This is a genomic window from Pseudomonas sp. UBA6276 (assembly GCF_002438365.1).
GTDB classification, from domain to species: Bacteria; Pseudomonadota; Gammaproteobacteria; order Pseudomonadales; family Pseudomonadaceae; genus Aquipseudomonas; species Aquipseudomonas coleopterorum.
Map to the genome: position 1 here is coordinate 14,687 of NZ_DJUS01000068.1, position 21,557 is coordinate 36,243.

The 21,557-nt window shown below is 63.5% G+C and carries 17 protein-coding genes; 11 read left to right on the forward strand and 6 right to left on the reverse strand.

The genetic code is table 11. The features are described 5' to 3' along the window. Nucleotides 1-108 precede the first annotated feature (108 nt). Nucleotides 109-2,163, forward strand: a complete 2,055-nt coding sequence (locus tag B2V21_RS07930; protein ID WP_286916528.1) for a S9 family peptidase — start codon at nucleotides 109-111, stop codon at nucleotides 2,161-2,163. A 163-nt stretch (nucleotides 2,164-2,326) separates the two neighbouring features. Here B2V21_RS07930 and B2V21_RS07935 read toward each other — a convergent pair whose 3' ends face one another. Then, nucleotides 2,327-2,605: a hypothetical protein gene (locus tag B2V21_RS07935; protein ID WP_286916529.1), complete on the reverse strand. Its 279-nt coding sequence runs from the start codon at nucleotides 2,603-2,605 to the stop codon at nucleotides 2,327-2,329. A gap of 84 nt (nucleotides 2,606-2,689) precedes the next feature. Here B2V21_RS07935 and B2V21_RS07940 point away from each other — a divergent pair, with 84 nt between their 5' ends. The 5 genes from B2V21_RS07940 (at nucleotide 2,690) to B2V21_RS07960 (ending at nucleotide 8,721) form a co-directional block, all read left to right on the forward strand. Then, nucleotides 2,690-3,370, forward strand: coding sequence for a spermidine synthase (locus B2V21_RS07940; RefSeq protein ID WP_049861322.1), 681 nt, complete (start codon nucleotides 2,690-2,692; stop codon nucleotides 3,368-3,370). Between the two features lie 250 nt (nucleotides 3,371-3,620). Then, nucleotides 3,621-4,274 (forward strand): DUF1120 domain-containing protein, encoded by a 654-nt coding sequence (locus tag B2V21_RS07945; protein WP_286916530.1) that lies wholly within the window; start codon nucleotides 3,621-3,623, stop codon nucleotides 4,272-4,274. Between the two features lie 228 nt (nucleotides 4,275-4,502). Next, on the forward strand, nucleotides 4,503-5,237 hold the full coding sequence (locus tag B2V21_RS07950) for a fimbria/pilus chaperone family protein (RefSeq protein ID WP_286916531.1): 735 nt from the start codon (nucleotides 4,503-4,505) through the stop codon (nucleotides 5,235-5,237). Then, nucleotides 5,237-7,612: a fimbria/pilus outer membrane usher protein gene (locus B2V21_RS07955; protein WP_286916532.1), complete on the forward strand. Its 2,376-nt coding sequence runs from the start codon at nucleotides 5,237-5,239 to the stop codon at nucleotides 7,610-7,612. The genes B2V21_RS07950 and B2V21_RS07955 overlap by 1 nt, the downstream gene beginning before the upstream one ends. Then, on the forward strand, nucleotides 7,609-8,721 hold the full coding sequence (locus B2V21_RS07960) for a DUF1120 domain-containing protein (protein ID WP_286916533.1): 1,113 nt from the start codon (nucleotides 7,609-7,611) through the stop codon (nucleotides 8,719-8,721). Before B2V21_RS07955 ends, B2V21_RS07960 begins: the two co-directional genes overlap by 4 nt. 27 nt (nucleotides 8,722-8,748) lie before the next feature. Here the strand turns inward: B2V21_RS07960 and B2V21_RS07965 are convergent, their stop codons facing one another. Both B2V21_RS07965 and B2V21_RS07970 read right to left on the reverse strand, forming a co-directional pair. Beyond that, on the reverse strand, nucleotides 8,749-9,399 hold the full coding sequence (locus tag B2V21_RS07965) for a DUF1120 domain-containing protein (protein WP_286916534.1): 651 nt from the start codon (nucleotides 9,397-9,399) through the stop codon (nucleotides 8,749-8,751). A gap of 166 nt (nucleotides 9,400-9,565) precedes the next feature. Continuing rightward, nucleotides 9,566-10,222, reverse strand: coding sequence for a DUF1120 domain-containing protein (locus B2V21_RS07970; protein ID WP_286916535.1), 657 nt, complete (start codon nucleotides 10,220-10,222; stop codon nucleotides 9,566-9,568). A gap of 240 nt (nucleotides 10,223-10,462) precedes the next feature. Here B2V21_RS07970 and dapE point away from each other — a divergent pair, with 240 nt between their 5' ends. The 4 genes from dapE (at nucleotide 10,463) to plsB (ending at nucleotide 15,499) form a co-directional block, all read left to right on the forward strand. Next, the gene (gene dapE / locus B2V21_RS07975; RefSeq protein WP_286916536.1) at nucleotides 10,463-11,614 is read left to right on the forward strand and encodes a succinyl-diaminopimelate desuccinylase; all 1,152 of its coding nucleotides are present in this window, start codon (nucleotides 10,463-10,465) and stop codon (nucleotides 11,612-11,614) included. After that, entirely contained in the window at nucleotides 11,614-12,426 is an 813-nt protein-coding gene (locus tag B2V21_RS07980) for a putative RNA methyltransferase (RefSeq protein WP_090360019.1), read from the forward strand. The genes dapE and B2V21_RS07980 overlap by 1 nt, the downstream gene beginning before the upstream one ends. A 12-nt stretch (nucleotides 12,427-12,438) precedes the next feature. Beyond that, nucleotides 12,439-12,816, forward strand: coding sequence for a hypothetical protein (locus tag B2V21_RS07985; protein ID WP_122742454.1), 378 nt, complete (start codon nucleotides 12,439-12,441; stop codon nucleotides 12,814-12,816). A gap of 199 nt (nucleotides 12,817-13,015) precedes the next feature. After that, on the forward strand, nucleotides 13,016-15,499 hold the full coding sequence (gene plsB / locus B2V21_RS07990; RefSeq protein ID WP_286916537.1) for a glycerol-3-phosphate 1-O-acyltransferase PlsB: 2,484 nt from the start codon (nucleotides 13,016-13,018) through the stop codon (nucleotides 15,497-15,499). 21 nt (nucleotides 15,500-15,520) lie between these two features. Here the strand turns inward: plsB and B2V21_RS07995 are convergent, their stop codons facing one another. After that, entirely contained in the window at nucleotides 15,521-17,662 is a 2,142-nt protein-coding gene (locus B2V21_RS07995; RefSeq protein WP_286916538.1) for a hypothetical protein, read from the reverse strand. Between the two features lie 330 nt (nucleotides 17,663-17,992). Between B2V21_RS07995 and B2V21_RS08000 the strand changes: the two genes are divergently transcribed. Then, entirely contained in the window at nucleotides 17,993-18,394 is a 402-nt protein-coding gene (locus B2V21_RS08000; RefSeq protein WP_286916539.1) for a YbaY family lipoprotein, read from the forward strand. Nucleotides 18,395-18,412: 18 nt separating this feature from the next. On the opposite strand, the gene B2V21_RS08005 is transcribed toward B2V21_RS08000, so the two are convergent. Next, entirely contained in the window at nucleotides 18,413-20,602 is a 2,190-nt protein-coding gene (locus B2V21_RS08005) for a TonB-dependent receptor (protein WP_286916540.1), read from the reverse strand. A gap of 136 nt (nucleotides 20,603-20,738) precedes the next feature. Next, complete coding sequence (locus tag B2V21_RS08010; RefSeq protein WP_282349622.1) at nucleotides 20,739-21,521, reverse strand: class I SAM-dependent methyltransferase; 783 nt, start codon at nucleotides 21,519-21,521, stop codon at nucleotides 20,739-20,741. Nucleotides 21,522-21,557: the final 36 nt, after the last annotated feature.

Here is a 21,557-nt window from a genome sequence, read left to right on the forward strand (position 1 = left end):
CATGGCAGGCAAATAGGCGCTTATGATAACGGCTTTTCGCCTGCCAGGCGCTCCTGTTGTCGTGCCCACCGGCACGTGCCGTCAACGCCTGCGCCAAGAGAGCCGCTCATGTCCCAGCCAACCGCCGCCCCTATCGCCCATGTCGCTCCCGGCGCCGATCCCTACGCCTGGCTGCAGGTACGCGACCGCGCCGATGTGCTCGACCACCTCAAGGCCGAGAATGCCTGGCAGGAAGCGCAACTCGCCGACCAGGCCGAGCTGCGCGAGCAGTTGTTCGAGGAGATAAAGGGGCGCATTCGCGAAACCGACCTGTCCCTGGCCTCCCCTTGGGGCCCTTGGTTGTACTACACCCGCACCACAGCGGGTGACGAGTACCCGCGCCATTATCGCTGCGCGCGTCCGGCCGATGGCTCGAGCCAGGTCGACGAGCACTCCGAGCAATTGTTGCTGGACCCCAACGTGCTGGCAGACGGCGGCTTCCTGTCCATGGGCGCGTTCAACGTCAGCCCCGACCACCAGCGTCTGGCCTACAGCCTGGACACCAGCGGCGACGAGGTCTACCGGCTGTTCGTCAAGGAGCTGTCCACCGGCGCCGTGGTCGAGTTGCCTTTCGATGACTGCGACGGCAGCATGACCTGGGCCAACGACAGCCAGACGCTGTTCTTCGGCGAACTGGACGAGACCCACCGCCCCTATCGGCTGCACCGCCACACCTTGGGCAGCGAGGGTGCCGAGCAGGTCTTCGAGGAGCTCGACGGGCGTTTCTTCCTGCATTGCTACCGCGCCAGTTCCGAGCGCCAGTTGATCCTGCTGCTCAACAGCAAGACCACCAGTGAGGCCTGGGTGCTGGATGCCGAGCGGCCCAACGGTGATTTCGCCTGCCTGGCGCCACGGGTCGAGCACCATGAGTACTACCCCGATCACGGCCAGCTCGACGGTGCCTGGACCTGGTTCATCCGCAGCAATCAGGAAGGCATCAATTTCGCCCTGTACCAGGCAGCCGACAACAGCATGGCGCCGACCCGCGAGCAGTGGCAAACGCTGATCGCGCACCGTGACGAGGTGATGCTCGAAGGCGTGACTCTCAATGCCACAGCCTTCACCTTGAGCCTACGTGCGCGCGGCCTGCCGATCATCGAAGTGCATGCCCAGGGACAAGCGCCGTATCCGGTGCAACTGCCTGATGCCGCGTACAGCCTGTACGTTTCCGACAGCCTGGAGTTCGCCAGCGAGCAGATTCGCCTGCGCTACGAGGCGCTCAATCGGCCTGGGCAGGTGCGCCAATTGAGCCTGCGCGACGGCGCACAGGTGGTGCTCAAGCAGACCCCGGTGCTGGGCGCGTTCGATGCGGACGACTATGTCAGCCAACGGCTCTGGGCCACCGCCGCGGACGGCACCCAGGTGCCGATCAGCCTGGTGGTCAAGAAGGCCTTCGCCGGCCAGCCCACGCCGCTGTACCTGTACGGTTATGGTGCCTACGGCGAGAGCCTGGACCCTTGGTTTTCCCACGCACGGTTGAGCCTGCTGGACCGTGGCATCGCGTTCGCCATCGCCCATGTGCGCGGCGGTGGCGAGCTGGGTGAGGCGTGGTATCGCGCTGGCAAGCAGGAACACAAGGGCAACACCTTCAGCGATTTCATCGCCTGTGCCGAACACGTGATCGAGCAGGGTTTGACCCGCGCCGAGCAATTGGTGATCAGCGGTGGCAGCGCGGGTGGGCTGTTGATCGGCGCAGTGCTGAACCAGCGGCCGGAGCTGTTCCAGGCGGCGGTGGCCGAGGTGCCGTTCGTCGATGTGCTCAACACCATGCTCGACCCCGACCTGCCGTTGACGGTGACCGAGTACGACGAGTGGGGCAACCCGCAGGAGCCCGAGGTGCATGCGCGGATCAAGGCGTATGCGCCCTATGAGAACGTCACCGCGCAGGCGTATCCGCACCTGCTGGTGATCGCCGGGTACAACGACAGCCGCGTGCAGTACTGGGAAGCCGCAAAGTGGGTGGCGCGTCTGCGGGCGTGCAAGACCGACAAGAACCTGCTGCTGCTCAAGACCGAACTGGGCGCCGGGCATGGCGGCATGAGCGGCCGTTATCAGGGCCTGCGCGACGTGGCGTTGGAATATGCCTTCGTTCTCAAGGCCCTGGGGACACCCAAGCAATCTTGATGCGGTGTGCCTGAGGAAACGCGTTGAACCCGGACGCGGCTTGCGCCGCTGCTACAGGGATCGTGGTATGCCGGATGCTGCGGTTCATGCGGCGTGCGCAAACCCCTGTAGCAGCGGCGCGAGCCGCGTCGGCGGTGAGTGCGGTCGGTCAGGAAAAACACGATCAACCGCCGGGGGATTTGGGTTTGACCGGGGTGGGCGGGGTGTCCTGGCGGACGGGTTCGGGCACGTTGTCGGCCTTGGGTGGTGTGGGCAGCGGTATGGGGGGCAGCAACGGCGGTGAGCCGTTCATGCCTTCGCCGCCGTGGGTAGGCGGCACGGTGACCTGTGGGTAGGGCGTTGGCGTGGGTGTACCCGGCGAACCCGGCGGCAGCGACGAGGCCGATACCACACCGGCACACAGGGCAACACATGCAAAGACCGATACACTGCGCAACTTCATTGAACACCCCAAGGCCAGACTGCCTGTTCCGATGACACAGGCTACTACCATGGCACCCCCTTGTCCTCCCTCCGAGATTGACCGATGAAACGTTTCGTACTGCTCGACACCACACCGATCCCCGACAACGGCGGTGCGCTCTGCCTGTTCGAGTACGGCGAAGACTTCGTTATCAAGATCCAGGGCGGTGACGGCGGCCAACTGATGAACACCCGCATGCACGGTTCCGAAGACGCCCTGGCCGAAATCCCCTGTCGCAAGGTGGCCGGGCGGCCGAACTCGCGGGTGCTGATCGGCGGGCTGGGCATGGGCTTCACGCTGGCATCGGCGCTCAAGCATCTGGGCAAGACCGCCGAGGTGGTGGTCGCCGAACTGGTCCCGGGCGTGGTCGAATGGAACCGCGGCCCACTGGGTGAGAAGGCCGGCAACCCGCTGGCCGATCCGCGCACCGTCATCCGTATGGAGGACGTGGCCAAGGTCCTGCAGGCCGAGCCGGCCGGCTTCGATGCCATCATGCTGGACGTCGATAACGGTCCCGAAGGCCTGACCCAGAAGGCCAACAGCTGGCTGTACTCGGCCGGCGGCCTCAATGCCTGCGCCAAGGCACTGCGGCCCAAGGGCGTGCTCGCCGTATGGTCCGCCAGCGCCGACCGGCAGTTCAGCGACAAACTGCGCAAGGCCGGCTTCAAGGCCGAAGAGGTGCAAGTATTCGCCCACGGCAACAAAGGCACCCGTCATACCATCTGGATCGCGCAGAAAATCTGACCCAACTGCGCCGTAGGAGCGGTCCGTGGCCGCGAAGGACGCATTGCGGTCTGCCAGACGCACCGCGGCGCCTGCTTCGCGGCCAATGACCGCTCCTACGGTGAGAGGCAAATTCCTGTTTGGCTGTGGAAATCAGCTAGGAAGTTTCACGGCAAACTTCTGAATCGGCTCACTTACCGGCTGCTTGACCGCTCCTAGAGTTGGCGGCGTTGCGATGTGCAACGACCTTTAGCCAACCTGGGAGTCCATCATGAACCTACTACCCCGCCTGCTGACCGGCGTCGCATTGCTGGCCGCCCTGCCCGCTGCGATGGCCGCATCGACGGTCGACCTTACCGTGACTGGCTCTATTGTGCCTGCCGCGTGCACGCCCACCCACACCAGCCCGACCATAAGCTTCGGCAAGATCTCTGCAGCCGATCTGCTTCAGGACTCGCCTTCGCGCCCAACGCCGGATCAGTACCACATGCTGAACGTGAACTGCACCGGCAAGACGCTGTTCGCCATTCGCGGTATCGACAACCGGGCCAGTACCATCGGTAACAATTGGTATTCGAACCCGTACGGTCTTGGACTGACGCCCGCGGGCGAAAAGCTTGGCGCGCACTACCTGACCTTGCAAACCTACAGTTCCAAAATCGACGGCGTGCAAGCCTACATCAGCGAAAGCAGCAACGGCGGCGCGAGTTGGTCGACGTCGAGCACTGCAGTGAAGTCGATCCGCAGCAATGGCGTCATCCACGGTTTCACCGACCAGGCTGGTGTTACCACCGGCCCCATCCCGATCGAAAATGCCGCATTGACACTCAAATCCCACATCATCCTCGCACCGAAAAGCACGCTGACACTGACCGACGAAGTCGCTCTGGACGGTGCCGCCACCATCGAGGTCGTGTACCTCTAAGACATCGCCCGCAGCGGCCCCTCGCCCCATCCGCGTGGGTGCCTTACACCGCTCGCTTACCTTTCCCACCGGCCTATAGGAAAGCGCGGCGACCGCCGCGGGCGCATCGCCTCTAGAGTACTGCGGCCACGCCGCAGCCCCGTTACAACCACAAGATCTTCCCGGCACTGCGGTGCCGAGGAAGGCGTGGTCGCACCTGACATTGACCGTATTGCCTGGAAGACCCCGATGACACGCCTGCATTCCCGCCCCACTTCCCTGGCTCTGGCTTGTGCTGGCCTGACATCCCTGCTGGCCTGGAGCCCCACGGCGCACGCCGACGGCATGATCCCGGAAACCTCGGTGGTGATCGTCCACGAAGGCGAGGCCGAGGCCGCGATCAAGGTCACCAACAGCGATCCCAGCCCGGCATTGCTGCACGTGACCCTGGAACACATCCCCGAAGATCAGACTTCGCTGCTGTTCGTCACCCCGCCCATCGCTCGGGTCGAAGCCGGCGAGTCGCAGCTGGTGCGTTTCATTCTGTCCAACACCGAGCCGCTGGGCACACAGCGCTTGAAGCGGGTGATATTCGAGGGGCTCGCGCAGAACAGCCAGCCGGGCAAACCCGGTGAAGCGCGCGTGTCGGTGAACGTACGGCAGAACCTGCCGGTGATCCTGCACCCCAAGGGCCTGGCCAGAAACGCCGAGCCGTGGAAAGGCCTGCGCTGGTCGTTGCAGGGCGAACAACTGGTGGTCAGCAACCCCACGGCTTACGTGGTACGCCTGGCCCAGGAACTGTACAGCCTGCCCAGCCAGACGCCGTGGCAACTGCCACGCAGTTATGTATTGCCAGGCGAGCGCCTGACCTTGGCGGGCAACCCGCTGGCGACCCAGGACGGGCAGGTTCGTTTCACCCCCGCCACCGTCTACGGCTTCGCCGTCGCGGCCTATGAAACCACCCTGCATCAGGACCTGCCCTGATGGCACCCATCTCCCGCTGCGCCTGGCCAGCGCTCAGCCTGGCCCTGTGCGGTGAATGGGCGATGGCGGCCGGTTTCGACAGCGAAACCTTGCGCCTGCGCGGCATCGACCCTGAACTGGCGGAGTATCTGGGACACACCGCACGCTATACCGAAGGCGTGCATGCCGTGCGGCTGATTGTGAATGGTCAGGCCAAAGGCATCGTCAATGCACGCTTCGATGCCGATGGCGTGTTGTGCATCGACCAGGCCGTGCGCGACCTGGGCGAGCTGGTGGACAGTGGCGAACAGTGCGGGGACTTCATCCAGCGGTTTCCCGAAAGCCTCGTCGAGCCGCTGCCCCAATCGGGCGAAGTGAAACTGCTGGTGCCGGCCCACGCGCTGCGCCTGCCGCCCGCAGACCTGTCGGCGTTCACCCGAGGCGGTATCGCCGGGCTGCTCAACTACGACGTGCAAGGCCTGTACAACACCTTCGACGGCCGCCGCAGCCAGTTCTACTCGGCCAACACCGAAGCCGGCATCAATGCTGGCGACTGGGTGGTGCGCAGTCGTCAGTTCTACAGTTCGGTGCAGGGCGTGGGCACCTGGCAGCACCTGGACGCCTATGCCCAGCGCACCTTCAGCGAGCGGCAGGCGATGCTGCAACTGGGTCAGATCAATCTGAGCAATCCGGTGCTGGCCGGCGCGCGAGTGACCGGCGCGCAATGGATGAGCGAACCGGCGCTGGGGGACAGCGGCAGCGGTGGTCGAGTGCAAGGTATCGCCGCCACTCAGGCGCGGGTCGATGTGCGTCAGGGCGGCGTGTTGATCTACTCCACGGTGGTCCCCCCCGGGCCTTTCGAGCTGACGCATATCCCGCAGTTGGATCGACGCCGGGATCTGGAAGTCACGGTGATCGAAGCCACAGGTGAACGGCGCACCTTTACCGTCCTGGCGGCCACCCTGGGCCTGGACCTGCCCGCGCGTGGCTTCTCCGTGGGCCTGGGGCAACTGCGCGACAGCGGCCAGGGCGCCGAGCAACCCTGGGTGCTGAGCGCCGGAGGCAGCCACCCGCTGGCCCCGGCTGCCAGTGTCAGCGTAGGCGCTTTGCTTGCCCAAGGCTACAACGCCGGCGGTGCCGGGTTGAGCCTGGAGCCTTGGCAAGGTGCTCGCCTTCAGGGGCTGACGCAGGTCGCCCGGGCCAGCGAGCCGGGCAGCTTCGGTGTGCAGAGCAGCCTCAGCCTCAATCAATCCATCAATCAGCATTGGTCGGCGCTGCTCAGCGCCGGACGCCAGACCCAAGGCTATCGAGAGCTGCTCGACAGCACCTGGAAACAGGAAGACGAACGGGACAGCCGGCTACGCGACGAGTACGCCCTGGGACTGGCCTGGACCCACCCTTGGCTGGGCAGCCTCAGCGGCACCTGGTCCACTACCACCGCCTTTGACGGTGAGCGAGCCGCGCGCGCGCAGCTCAATTGGGGACGACGGCTGGGTCCGGTTTCCTTGACGGCCACGGGGCAGTGGCAAACGGCGGGCAACGGCGTGCTCGGCAATGCCCTGTACCTGAGCGCCAGTCTGCCCTTGGGTGATGGTTTGAACTGGCGTTCCACGGCCCGCCACGACGCCCGTGGCATGCGCCTGGGCAGCGGCGTGCAAGGCCGTTTGGGCGAGCACACTCAGTACCGGGTGGCCGCCGAACGCGCCAGCCGTGATGGTGAACTGAGTTACAACGGCGGAGTATCCCAACTGACCCGCGCCGCCCAACTGGACTTTGGTTATGCCAGTTATGGCGCTGGCAGCCAAGGCTACAGCGCGGCCGCGCGCGGAGCGCTGGTGCTCCACGATCAAGGCTTCACCTTGTCGCCGTACACCTTGCAGGACACCTTCGGTCTGCTGAGCCTGGGCGACGTCGCCGGGGTGCAGATCGACACGCCCGGCGGCACCGTGTGGACCGATCGTCAAGGTCAGGCGGTGCTGCCGCAACTGGCACCATTTGGCCGCAGCAATGTGCAGGTGGCTACCGCTTCGTTGCCGCGCAATGTCGATGTGCAGCAGGGCGCGGCCCTGATCCAGGCCGCACGGGGAGCTGTGCCCCGGGTCAGCTTCCCCGTGACCGTGACACGCCGCGTGCTGATGCAGGTGGCGGATCCTTCGGGACAAGGCTTGAAGGGCGGCACCGCGGTCACCGACGAGCAGGGGCAATTGGTGACCCTGGTGCAGCAGGACGGTGCGGTGTTCGTGCCCAATGTCTACGCCACCCCGCGCCTGTGGAGTCGCACCGCCGATGACCAGGTGTGCGAGCTGCATTTCTCGCTGCCAACCAGCGCCGACCCTGACGTGTATTTCGAAACGAGCACGGCGCAGTGCCGGACGCAAGAAGGAAGCTTGCAATGAAGACCCGCACGACACTCCGGGCCTTGGCCCTCCTTGCCAGCCTGGCCGTACCCTTTTCGGCCTGGGGCCAAGGCTGTGCGTTATCCCTGAGCCTGGCGGACATCGACTTCGGCCAGTTCAACCGCACCACGTTGCAGGTGTCTGGCGGTGAGTTGCCGCTGCCACCGCGAAGGCTGGCGCTGAATCTGGTGTGCGAAACCGAACAGGAGCTGACCCTCACCTACCACGCCGACTCCGCCGCGGGGCAGGTGTTCGACGGGGGTGTGGCCGGCCGTTATCAGTTGCAGATCAGCCAGGCCAGAGTCGACGACCAACCGGTGCAATGGGCTGCCGGAGGCGGTTCTTCACCCGCTCAGGTGGGCCACCTGGAAAGACAACGCGGGTTGCAGCCGATGCGCGCCGGCACCGTGGTCCGCGGCAGGCGCCTGAGCGCGCAAGTGGAGGTTGAAGGCACCTTGGACCTGGCGGTGCTGGGCGCGACCCAGGCGCAGCAGGGCCAGGCTCAGGGCAGCTTGCAGGTGGCCGGTCAGCGGCGCGACCTGCGCCTGCGTGTGGGCTTCGCGCCAGCGGCCTGTCGGCCTACGCTGAGCGCTGGCGGGCAGGTCGACTTCGGCCAGATCGGCGCGGGTGAGCTGCACCGCGACAAGCCGACCTCGTTCAGCCGGCAGACCACGCTTGAGGTGAGCTGCGATGCCGCCACGCGCTTTGCCCTGCGTGCGGTGGACAACCGCGCGGGGTCGGCGAGCGAACGCCTGGGAGTGTTGCCCTCGACGCTGTTCGGCATTGGCCGAACCAGTGCCGGCCAGGCGCTCGGAGGTTTTACTGCACAGCTGGCGCCGGGCACCGGCCGCGACGGAGTACGCGCGTCGGTCTTGCTGGGGGATGCCGCGGCCCAAGTGTGGCGGTATGCGCCAGAAGGGTGGCTGCACCACGACGGCCAACCTACAGCCTTTCAGCACGCCCACAGCGGAGAGCGAACACCTGGGGCCTGGTCGGGATTGTCGATACCCGTGACCATCGACCTGCACCTGGCACCCGCGCGGGAGCTGGACCTGCGTCAGGACACCCCGATCGATGGCTCCGCCACCCTGGAGATTCTTTACCTATAGACGCCACTTAACAGACGCCACTCGGCGTCACAGGTACACCACTTCCACGGTGACGTGACCGTCCAGCGGCACCGCGTCGGTGACCGTGAGGCCTTGAGCCGGGGCAATGATTCCATGGGCGCGGATGCCCAGTTGCGCCCACTCCACCGGCACCGCGCCACTGCGTACGCCCGGCCGGTCCACCAACCCCAGCAGGCCGCCATCGACGGGCAAGGGCTGCGGCTGGGCCGTGGAGGTTTGCCAATGGTGACCGGTACGGTCGCCCAGGCTGAGGAAGACTTGCCCTCCATCGATGCTCGAACGCGCCGGAATGACGTCCAGGTGGTACGCTCCCACCTGTTCGCCGGCCAGGGTGTGCCCCAGACCCAGTGACGCAGCGCGGCCGGTGTCATAGGCCGAACCGGCACGGTTATCCAGCAGCCGCAGGCCATACAGAGTGGGTGTCCCGCAGGCAATGGTGAGTGTAGGAGCATGCTCGACCAGCGCGGTCGGTTGCTCGCGGTTGAGATCGGCACTGCTCACGGTGCCGAAATGCAGGCTGTCGGTACTCATGAGCGGCGTGCAGGCGCTGGGAATCAGCGTTCCGCTGACCCGTACGTCGACGGTCGAGGCGCCAGATGCGAGCGTGGTCGACAGCAAGGCGATGGAGGTGATCAGTGTGCGTGGCAAGATGTTCATGATGAGCTGCCCCATGGTGATGAGCGAACCGGTTCGCAAGACCGGACATCCTTTCAGGATGGGGCAGAATGTCCGGCACGGCTAGAGCACATCTCCTACACGACGCACAGCCATTATCGCGACCTGCGAACCAGATGCAGCGACCGGAGGTCGTGAGCATGGCAATTCAAAGGTAGGTGAGTTCCAGGGTCGCGGAGCCCTCCATCGGCACTTCGCTGGTCAGCGTCAGGCCGCTTGTCGGCGCGATGACCAGTGATGAGCTCAACCCCACCACGGCGCTCTTGATCGGAACCGGCCCGGTAGACACGCCCGACTCAGCGGCGAACCCAGCAAGCTGGCCCTTGGCGCGCAGGCTTCGCGGGTTGCCCTCGGCAGGCAACCAGCGGCTGGCGTCGGCGTTGCCAAGGGTGACGAACGCAGGCTTGCCGTCGATGCTGGAGCGGGCAGGAACGATGCGCAGGACATGGGCACCGATCTTCTCGCCGGCCGGGGTATAACCCAATCCATAGTAGGTGCCGCTGCTGCTTTGGAAGACCGAGTCGCCGCGGTTGTCGATGGCGCGGATGCCGTACAGCGTCGGCGCCTCGCAGGCTATCAGCAAGGTGGCTTCCCGAGGGCGCGCGGCCAATGAAGTCGGCTGGTCGGCACTGAGTTCATTGGCGGCGATCTTGCCATGGTCGATGCCCGGGTTGTTCAAGCTAGGTGTGCAACCGCCGGGGATGATCGAGCCCGACACCATCACCTCGACCGACGGAGCGGCCAGCGCGGATGTCAGCGCCGTGATCAACGCCACACCGACGGCCATGGGGTATACGAAGTGCATGTGCAATCCTCTGTGCTGGAGGACGCCAGTGCCCTCCAGGCTACCGCCGATTCTGACCAGCGCATCGCGCCAGACACAGGGTAGACGCGACGCCTGAGCTGTCAGTCGCAGCCAGATCCAACGTAGGAATCATCACGCGATCAATGGAGCATTGGCGAGCACGCCGCCATGGCTGCGCTTCGAGGGTGTTTTTGCTTTACCATATCGCCCCTTTACACGCCCCCTGTTCTCGGAGTTCCCATGACGGCCGTCGCCGACCTTTCACCCACGCTGCAGCTCGCCTGCGATCTGATCCGCCGCCCTTCGGTCACACCGCTGGATGCCGACTGCCAGAAGCTGATGATGCAGCGCCTGGGCCAGGCTGGGTTCAAGCTGGAGCCGATGCGTATCGAGGACGTGGACAATTTCTGGGCAACCCACGGCACTCAGGACGGCCCGGTCCTGTGCTTCGCTGGCCACACCGATGTAGTGCCGACCGGGCCGACGCAGGCCTGGCAGATCGCCCCGTTCGACGCGGTGATCGATGAGCAGGGCATGCTCCACGGCCGAGGCGCTGCGGACATGAAAGGCAGCCTGGCGGCCATGCTGGTCGCGGCGGAGCGGTTCGTCGCCGATCACCCGGATCACCGAGGTTCGGTCGCCTTCCTGATCACCAGCGACGAAGAAGGCCCGGCCCACCATGGCACCAAGGCGGTGGTCGAACGCCTCGCTGCCCGCAACGAACGTCTGGACTGGTGCATCGTTGGGGAGCCATCGAGCACCACCCTGGTTGGCGATGTGGTGAAGAACGGCCGTCGCGGTTCGCTGGGCGCCACCTTGACCGTTCGCGGCGTGCAGGGCCATGTGGCGTATCCGCACCTGGCCCGCAATCCGATTCACCTGGCCGCGCCAGCCCTGGCCGAACTGGCCGCCGAGCACTGGGACGACGGCAACGCCTTCTTCCCCCCCACCAGCTTTCAGGTGTCCAACCTCAACAGCGGCACCGGCGCCACCAACGTCATTCCGGGTGACTTGACGGCGGTGTTCAATTTCCGCTTCTCCACCGAGTCCACGGTCGAAGGCCTGCAGCAACGTGTGGCCGCGATTCTCGACAAGCACAGCCTGGACTGGCACATCGACTGGGCGCTGTCCGGCCTGCCGTTCCTGACCGAACCCGGCGCCTTGCTGGATGCGGTGGCGGCCAGCATCAAGAACGTCACCGGCCGCGAGACTAAGGCCTCGACCAGCGGCGGCACGTCCGACGGGCGCTTCATTGCCACCCTGGGGACCCAGGTGGTCGAGCTCGGCCCGGTCAATGCCACGATCCACCAGGTCAACGAACGCATCCTGGCCAGCGACCTCGATGTGCTGACCGAGATCTACTACCAGACCCTCGTCGAGTTGCTCGCCTGATGCTCACCTGCCCCCTCTGCACTGCCATGCTGGCCAACGCCGACAACGGCATGGTCTGCCCCAGCGGTCATCGCTTCGATCGCGCACGCCAGGGCTACCTGAACCTGCTGCCGGTGCAGCACAAGAACAGCCGTGATCCGGGCGACAACCAGGCCATGGTCGAGGCTCGCCGCGACTTCCTCAACGAGGGGCACTATGCGCCCGTGGCCCAGCGCCTGGCCGAGCTGGCCGCCGAGCGCTGGCCACGACGCTGGTTGGACATCGGCTGCGGCGAAGGCTACTACACCGAGCAGATCGCCCAGGCGCTGCCCCGCGCCGATGGCTATGCGCTGGACATCTCCCGCGAGGCGGTCAAGCGCGCCTGCAAGCGCGCGCCGTCCGTGCACTGGCTGGTCGCCAGCATGGCGCGCGTACCGCTGGCCGACGCCAGCTGCCAATTCCTGACCAGCGTGTTCAGCCCGCTGGACTGGACCGAGGCCAAGCGCCTGCTGGCCACCGGCGGCGGCCTGATGCGCGTGGGGCCCACCAGCGGCCACTTGATGGAACTGCGCGAGCAGCTCTACGACGAGGTACGCGACTACGTCGACGACAAGCACCTGTTGCAAGTGCCCGAAGGCATGCAGCACGCACACCACGAAACCCTGACCTTCAAGCTCAAGCTGATCGACGCGCAATCGCGTGCCAACCTGCTGGCGATGACGCCCCACGGCTGGCGCGCCAGCGCCGAGCGCCGTGCGGCGGTGATCGAACAGCCGCGACCGCTCGTGGTCACGGTATCCATGCGCTACGATTATTTTGTGCGTCAAGACTGAGCGAGCCTACCCATGCGCCAACCCGATATCGAGATTTACCTCAAGGACGCCGACGTCGACCACAAGGCCATCGCCGCCTGGCTCGGCGAAGCCCTGGGCCCTTGCAGCGACTGGCAGCAGAAGGGCCAGACCTGGAAATGCCGCGCGGGCAACGTGCCGGTGACCTGGCTGCCCAAGGCGGTCGGCAAGTGGAACAGCCTGTACCTGGAAAGCGACAAGACCCCTTGGGACGACGACATCGCCTGCGCCCGCGCGGCCTTCGCGGCACTCAATGTCGAGGTGCGCTGCGCGCCGGGCAGCTGGGTGGAAGAAGAAGGCGAAGAAAACGCCGACCGCTGGATTCGTATCAGCGAAGACGGTGAAGAAGAGATTACCTGGCGTACCGGCTGACACGATGTGGCTTTTTCGCGGCCACTGACCGCTCCTACGAAGCCATTCGAAATTGCTGCTGGTATGCCAAGCAAAATCTTGTAGGAGCGGCCAGTGGCCGCGAAAGGGCCAGTAGCCATACGCAGATATTCGCTGCCACCCTGCATCCCTTACCTCAGCAAAACCCGGTAAAGTAGCCTTTTCCCCCAAGCCCTGGCCTATGACCCGCTCACCTCTGCACCGCCTCGTGTTCGGCACCTTGCGCCGCTTGCTGTACCTGTGGGTTCGTTCCGAAACCATCAACCAGTCGTCGTTCACCCTGAATCTGGATCGCAGCCGGCCGGTACTGTACGCCTTGCAGTCGCCCTCGCTGACCGACCTTGCCGTGGTCGACCGCGAATGCACCAAGGCCGGCCTGCCCCGTCCGGTACTGCCCGTGGCCATTGGCGACCTCATGGAGCCTACGGCGGTGTTCTACCTCACCCCGGACCCGGACTGGCTCGGTCGTCAGGACAAACGGGGCGCCCCGCCCACTCTCGCCCGGCTGGTCACGGCGCTGGCACAGAACGCCGGCGAAGATGCGCAGATCATTCCAGTCAGCGTGTTCTGGGGGCAATCGCCAGCCAGCGAGTCCAGTCCCTGGAAGCTGCTGTTCGCCGACAGCTGGGCGGTCACCGGGCGCTTGCGCAAGCTGGTCAGCATCCTGATCCTGGGGCGCAAGACCCGCGTACAGTTTTCCGAGCCGATCCATCTGGCCGAACTGGTGCAGCAGAACAAGGGTCACGAGCGGACGGTGCGCATGGCCCAGCGCATCCTGCGGGTGCACTTCCGCAACCTGAAGACCTCCGTTATCGGTCCCGACATTTCCCATCGCCGCCACCTGGTCAAAGGCCTGGTACGCGATCCCCTGGTACGCCAGGCCATCGCCGAGGAAGCCGAGCGCGAGCACATCACGCTGGAAAAGGCCGAGGCCCGCGCGCTGCACTATGGCAATGAAATCGCCTCGGACTACACCTACACGGCTATCCGTTTTCTGGAGGTGGTACTCAGCTGGTTCTGGAACAAGATCTACGACGGCATCAAGGTCAACAACATCGATGGCGTGAAGGACGTTGCGCGCGGCAACGAGGTCATCTATGTACCCTGCCACCGCAGCCACATCGACTACCTGCTGCTGTCCTACCTGCTGTTCAAGAACGGCCTGACCCCGCCCCACATTGCCGCCGGCATCAACCTCAACATGCCGGTGATCGGCAGCCTGCTGCGCCGTGGCGGCGCGTTTTTCATGCGTCGTACCTTCAAGGGCAACCCCTTGTACAGCGCGGTGTTCAACGAATACCTGCACACCCTGTTCACCAAGGGTTTTCCGGTGGAGTACTTCGTCGAGGGCGGCCGCTCACGCACCGGACGCATGTTGCAGCCCAAGACCGGCATGCTCGCCATCACCCTGCGCAGCTACTTGCGCTCCTCGCGTACGCCGATCGTCTTCGTGCCGGTCTACATCGGCTACGAGCGGGTGCTGGAAGGCCGCACCTATCTGGGCGAGCTGCGTGGAGCGACCAAGAAGAAAGAGTCCATTCTGGACGTGTTCAAGGTCATCGGCGCCCTCAAGCAGCGTTTTGGCCAGGTGGCGGTCAATTTTGGCGAGCCGATCAAACTCCACGCCTTTCTCGACGAGCAGCAGCCTGGCTGGCGCGAGCAGGAATTGGCACCGCAGTTCAAGCCCGACTGGCTGAACAAGACCACGCACCGCCTGGGCATCCGCGTAGCGCGTCACATGAACGAGGCGGCGGCGATCAACCCGGTGAACCTGGTGGCACTGGCATTGCTGTCGACCAGCAAGCTGGCGCTGGACGAAGGCGCCATGGAACGGGTACTCGACCTTTACCTGACGCTACTGCGCAAAGTGCCCTACTCGCCTCACACCACCGTGCCCGAAGGCGACGCGCGCAGCCTGATCGCCCATGTCCAGGACATGAAGTTGCTGTCCGAACAGCGCGATGCCTTGGGCAGGATTCTGTACCTGGATGAACAGCATGCGGTGCTGATGACCTATTACCGCAACAACGTGCTGCATATCTTCGCCCTGCCCGCGCTGCTGGCCAGCTTCTTCCAGAGCACCTCGCGCATGACCCGCGAACAGATCCTGCGTTACGCCCATGCGCTGTACCCCTATCTGCAGGCCGAACTGTTCATCCGCTGGAACGACGAGCAGCTCGACGAGGTGATCGACCAATGGCTGCAGGCGTTGGTCGAGCAGGGCTTGCTGCGCCTGGAGAACGGCGTGTACCTGCGTCCCGCGCCCAGCTCGCGCCAGTTCGTGCTGCTGACCCTGTTGTCGCGCGCCATCGCCCAGACCTTGCAGCGCTTCTACATGGCGATTGCCCTGCTGCTCAACGCCGGCCAGAACACCCTCAGCGCCGAGGAGCTGGAGGACCTGTGCACGACCATGGCCCAGCGCCTGTCGATCCTGCATGGCCTGAACGCGCCGGAGTTTTTCGACAAGAGTCTGTTTCGCCACTTCATCCAGACCTTGCTCGATCAGGATGTGTTGCGCCGTGGTGCCCAAGGCAAGTTGAGCCACCACCCGCTGCTCGACGAATTGGCCGAGGGGGCCGCCAAACGGGTGCTGCCGGCGGAGATTCGCTTGTCGATCCGTCAAGTCGCGCTGCACCGCAGCGAGGAAGCCGCCGACGGGCTGTGATCGTCGGCGGGCCGCTGTACATCATTCCAGTCTCACTAAACGAGTCGACGTGAACGAGGCCTCTTGATCCCTAGCCCGGACGACGAAGGCGCGTACCTCGACCGGTTGCCGGTAGTTGACCAGACTGGCGGGAATCACCACCCGAACGGGTTGGGAGGGGTCGGATACAACCTGCTCGACACGCCATGCCACGATGCTCAGTGCCGTTTCGGGAGAGGTATCGGCAAACCAGATGACCCTGTCGCCAATCCCGAGACTCCACGGTTTCGACAGAGTGATCAATGCCTGACCTCTGACCCACCATACGGCAGATTCCACGTGAGTAAGTGGCATCACATCTACTGATTCTACCGTGGGCTGAACATCGAAACGGCTCACCGGGCCGTCCAGGACTCGACCCAGTGCAAGAACGGTATAACTGGCGACGACTTGGCCTCCCAGGTGGGCGATCACGTCTTGAGGCGGTATTTGAACGGTCAGACCGTTCGCCTGATGCTCGTAGGTCCAAGGAATGGAAGTGACCCGATGTCCTTTCCCTGCACTGCCGCCCCAATAAAACGTGACCACGTCGCCGGGGTTGAGCCCGGGTGCTGGCGCAAGAAAAACCGAAACTCCGACCGTCGCCGCCTCCACGGTGATGAGGGGAAAGTCACCGCTGTTGTACTCGGCCTCCAGAACTTGAAGTGGCGGTCTCTTGACTGCGAAATCGAGTACGGTGTATTCCGATCTCATGTCTGAACCGTCTTGCACGACGTAGTACAGCGAGACCACCTGATTGAGCAGCCGACTGGCCATCTCTCCCGGCACTTTCCAGGTCACCATGGCGTCGTCGGTGGTCAGTGCTCCCACGCCCTGGGTTGCCGCGGTGTAACCCTTCAGCAGTAAGGACAGATAGCTACCATTTGGCAAGTGTGCAGGCCGGGGAGCCGATACAGTAAGGCCGGCAGAGATGGCCTCCTCGCTAACCCCACCCTCGATGGCTTCCAGCACGGTGGGTGCCTCAAGCGACCCAGGCTCCACCAAGGCGGGAGGTCGACCGGGCAATGATCCACGCAGAGGCGAATTCATTCTTATGACCGTCACCTGGTCAACTTCAGCAGCCCAGACCGCATCCGCACCCGCGGTTATCCACGTTGTAGTGAACACTGAGTTTCCGGAGAATTCGGGAAAAAAGGCTGAACTCCATTTGGTAGGCCCATCGAGAGATCGGGTCTCCAGCAGGTAGTCTCTTCTAGGTGAGCCCAGTTCTTCCCAGAGAAACAGTGTTTGGTCGGCACCCGCCTGCTGCCCTACGGATTGAGGTACTGTAAACAGCACTCTGGTTTCTTCGCTCAACTCGCTGAACAGACGAGGGCCGGTAAAAGCTGCATCGGCAACAACGAGGGCACCACCATCGCGTTCTACGAAAAACGTACCGAGCGGCCCCTGTTTAGTGCCGTCTGCCGCTACAACTCTGTAAAAAACGGTAATCGTACTGTTGCCGCTCGGTTGCAGAAGCTTCGCAGGCACGGGTACGCTGATGGCCTGACCAACAGCGCTCTGCTCAACCGTCACTCGGAAGACATGGCTGCCTTCCGACTGCTGCCCGAGCAGATAAATCATAACGTCGTCGCCGTACTTCATGCCGTCATAAGGAGGAATGAGCAATACGCTGCCACGGGCCGCAACCTGTGCGTCTATGACGCTATTTATAGCACCCTCCATACGGGCCATATGATTGGAAAGTGCCAATTCGAAAAATGTGGTTATCCATATCCAAGGGACCCATGAACCGAGTTCGAACGCGTACAAGTCGGCCGCCATGACCTGCCCTGCAAAAGGCGCTAGTTGCTCAGGAGCAATGAACAATTTTTCGCCTTCATAAATACCGTCGACAAACTCAGTGGAAAATTGCCACTGTTCACTATCAAAGCTCAGGGCCAATATAATTATCCCCTCTTTTGGCAGGAAGGGATGACCGGTCAGCGAAGGAACAATGATCGAGATTCCGCGCTTGATATGATCAGCGGTGACCTCCCCATAGCGAAAATTGAACGCTTGACCGTGATGGGCGCCTTCTACATCCAGAAGCACTTCCTCGACAACCGATGGCTTGTGTGTTGCCGTTGCCTTGGGGCGTTCGGGAAGGCTGTGAACATTGAGCAATTTAGTGAGCGCATTCATATACCTGTCCTCGACCATTTAAGACAGCGAAGTAACCAAAGAGAAAGATTTTGATTTCATGATTTATTAAACCAACATAGCAGCCAACCCGAACAAATGCCAAAACATCCCTGATAAAAATAAAAGTATTCATTAAGCCATTATGTAAAAAATCGTATTCACTTCAGCGCAGTCCTACACGAGGACTTGACACATCATGGCGCACCTTATTCTTGACCCTGTACAATGATGACTTAAAGGTGGCTCTGGTTACCTTGTAAGTCAGCGTGACGCGACTGGTCGGGGATGTACGTTGTAGACATACCTATATATGAAAGAGGAAAGAAACCCATGAAACGCCTTTCACTGATCGTACTCAGTGCCCTCATCGGCGCCTGCAGCAGCCTGCAGCCTGCCAGCAAAGCCACCCTGGAAGGGGAAGCGTTCTATCTGCAGCGCATCGCCTTGCCACCTTCGGCGGTCTTGACCGTGAGCCTGCAGGACGTGTCTCTTGCGGACGCACCTGCCGTGGCCCTGGCCCGGCAAAGCGGCCCGATCACCGGCCAGGTGCCACTGCCGTTCAAGCTGGAATACGACCCGGCTCAAGTCAAACCGGGTCATCGTTATGCCGTGAGTGCCCGCGTCGAAGCCGATGGGCACCTGTTGTTCATCAGCACCCAGCACCACGGTGTGACGCTGGATGGCAAGGATGAACAGCCGCTGCGCATCCGCATGGACGCCGCTTCGCGGTAATCCGGAACGCGGCGGTGGTCAGAATCGATAGACGCTGCTCAGCACCGCCGCGCGACCGTCGCCGTACTCCACGGCCGAAGAGCGGGTGTCGCTGCCGATGACCGTACGCACCCGCTCGACATAATGCTTGTCGGTCAGGTTGCTCAGGTTCAGCTGCAGTTCGAGGTTGTCCGAGGCCTGGTAACCGAGCATGGCATCGTGCACCCAGTAGGCCTCGAGCTTGGCTTGATCCTGGGATGTCAGGTTGCGCTTGCCGACATGGCGCACACCGTAGGCCAGGGTGATGTCGCCGGGAAGCTGATAGGCAGTCCACAGGTTGAAGGAACGCGGGGCGGTATTGCTCAGCGCCTGCCCTACACGCTTGGGCGAAGCTACCGACTTGAGCGTCTCGCTGTTCTGCAAGGTGTAGTTGGCAAACACGTGCCACTGCTCGGTCAGCTTACCGGTGGCAGCCAGCTCCACACCTTGCACCCGCTGCTTGCCCGCCAGCAGGTTGGTGCCGTCGCTCAGGCGCTCGCGAACGTTGTCCTTGACCACGCGGAACAATGCGCCTTCGAGTTGCAGACGCTCATCGAACAATTGCCACTTGGTCCCCAGTTCCCAGGTTTTGCCCTTTTCAGGTTCCAGGCTATGGGTGCTTTCGGATAACCCGCCGCCGGAGGTGAGCAGGTTTTCGGCCGAGGGGTTGAACGAGGTGCCGTAGGCCACATAGAAGCGGCCGTTCTCGGTGGGCTTGTAGACCAGGCCGGCGCGTTGACTGAAGACGCCATCGGTAGAGCCGGCCTGTGCACGAACGCCGCTAGAGGAGCGGGTATTGGCCTCTGCGCGCATGTGGTCGTAACGCAGGCCCAGGCTGAGGTCCCACTGCTCGTTCAGGGCCAGGGTGTCGAACACGTACAGTGCCCGATCCTTCATGATGTTATGCGCCACACTGGTGGGCGACTTGACCTTCGGTCCCCTCCAATAGCCCGGTGGGTTGGCCAGTTCGTAGCCGTTCGCCGGGTAGAAAGACTCCACGGCATAACCCGAGGCCTTGCGGTCGTAGGTTTCGCGCGACAGCTCGGCACCGACCACCAGGGTATGGCCCAGGCCGAAGGTATCGAAGTGCCCGGTGAGGCTGGTCTGGTTCATGGCCAGACGGGTGTGCACATCGCGCCGGTAGGCTTGCGGCCCCGCCGGCAGGTAGCGGCCTGCTGGGAGCTTGGCGAGCTTGACGTGGGAAGCGGACACGGTGGTATCGCGGTCGACCTGGCTAAGTCGCGTCAGGTTCTGCACGGTCCAGTCCGGGTTGATGTCGTGCTCGTACTTGACCGTCAGGCTGTCGGTGTCGGCACGTTCCTGGTCCAGGTTGCGCCAGCCGTAGTAGTGGCTCGTCTTGACCCCGGACAGACGCTTGCCATCGCGGGCAGGCACGCCGTAGTCGGGCAGGTTGTCATCGCTCTGGTGGAAATAGCTGAGGGTCAGGCGCGTATCGCTGCCGTGCCCGAAGGTCAGCGAAGGCGCCAGGCCCCAGCGTTGCTGTTCGATACGGTCGCGGCCCGGCACCTGGTTCTCGTGGGCCATGAGGTTCAGGCGAAACAGGGTACCGTCGCCGAGGTCGTGCAGTTGCTGGTTGGTATCAAGGGTCAGGCGGCGATAGCGATCGGTGCCGACACCTGCGCCCAGTTCGGTGAAGCTGTCGGCGAGCGGCAGCTTGGTGATCAGGTTGATGGCGCCACCGGTAGTGCCGGCGCCGCCGAACACCGAGCTGGGCCCCTTGATGACCTCGACCTGTTCCAGGTTGAACAGGTCGCTGCGGCGGGTCTGGGCAGAATCGCGCAGGCCGTCGATCTGCAGATTGGCGTTGGCGCTGAAGCCTCGAATATTGATGCTGTCGCCCGAGCCCCCGCCGCCCTCGCCTGCGTTGAAGGAAATCCCGGAGATGTTGGACAGCGCCCGGCGCAGGCCCAGGGCGTTCTGTTCGCGCAGAATCTGACGCGGGACCACGGTCACCGTTTGCGGCACGTCGAGCAACGGCACGGCGTACTTGGCCGAGGCCGAACGCTGGACCTGGTAGGGCGGCGCAGCCTGCTTGCCCGTCACGCTCAGCTTGTCCAGCTCCATCACTTCATGCCCCTCATGGGCATTGGCACCGGCGGCGCAACCGATCAACGCCAAGCCCAGCGCCGAACGGCGGGGCAACGTGCAAACTCCTGTAGAACGGTACATGTATACAGCCTCATTACAAATGAGACTTGATTCTATTTGAGCGTGCCGGGCTAAAACCGGCACGGAAAAAATCAGGACCGTTCCTACGCAGCCATGGTACGGAAGCTCGCCGATGCCTACAGCACAAGGCTAATTCTCATGCTGGCTTGAGCGCTTTCTTCGGGTAGATATCGTAGCGACTGGACTTGCCTTCCAGGGCATGACTGGGTTTGCTGCCCTCGATGCACGGTGCCTTGCGCGGTCGCTTGACCACCACTCGGTGGGTGGCCAGCGCCATGGCGGCGGCCAGCAGAGCCGGTGCATCCATGTCATCGCCCACCAGCGGACGGAACAGGCGCATTTCCTTCTTTACCAGCGCGCTTTTTTCCCGATGGGGAAACATCGGATCCAGGTAGATCACCTGGGGGGCATCACCCTGCCACTGCTGCATGACCTCGATCGAGTTACCCTTGAGCAGCCGCATCCGTGCGACGATGGCCCCCACCTCCGGGTCATTCTGGGCGCGTTCCAAACCGTCCTCGAGCAACGCGGCGATGATCGGCTGGCGCTCCACCAGGCTCATGTCGCAGCCCAGGCTGGCCAGTACGAAGGCATCCTTGCCCAGGCCCGCCGTGGCATCCAGTACCCGCGGCCGCACACCGGGCTGCACGCCCACGGCCTTGGCAATCATCTGGCCACTGCCGCCGCCGTACAGTCGCCGATGGGCCACGGCGCCTTCGACGAAATCGACCCGCACGGGGCCTGGTGCATCCGCGCCCAGTTGCTGCAATTGCAGGCCGCTTTCGCCGACCTCCAGGGTGAAATCGGCGTCGGCCAACTGGCGAGGCAGCTCCAGGCGTTTTGCCCACCGTTCGGCTTGCGATTCGCAGGCCTCGTTCTGCGCCTGAACCTGGATGCGACCACCTGCTTGCTGCTCCACTGAAGATTCCTGTATCGAAAGGCTAAAAGATCGGCG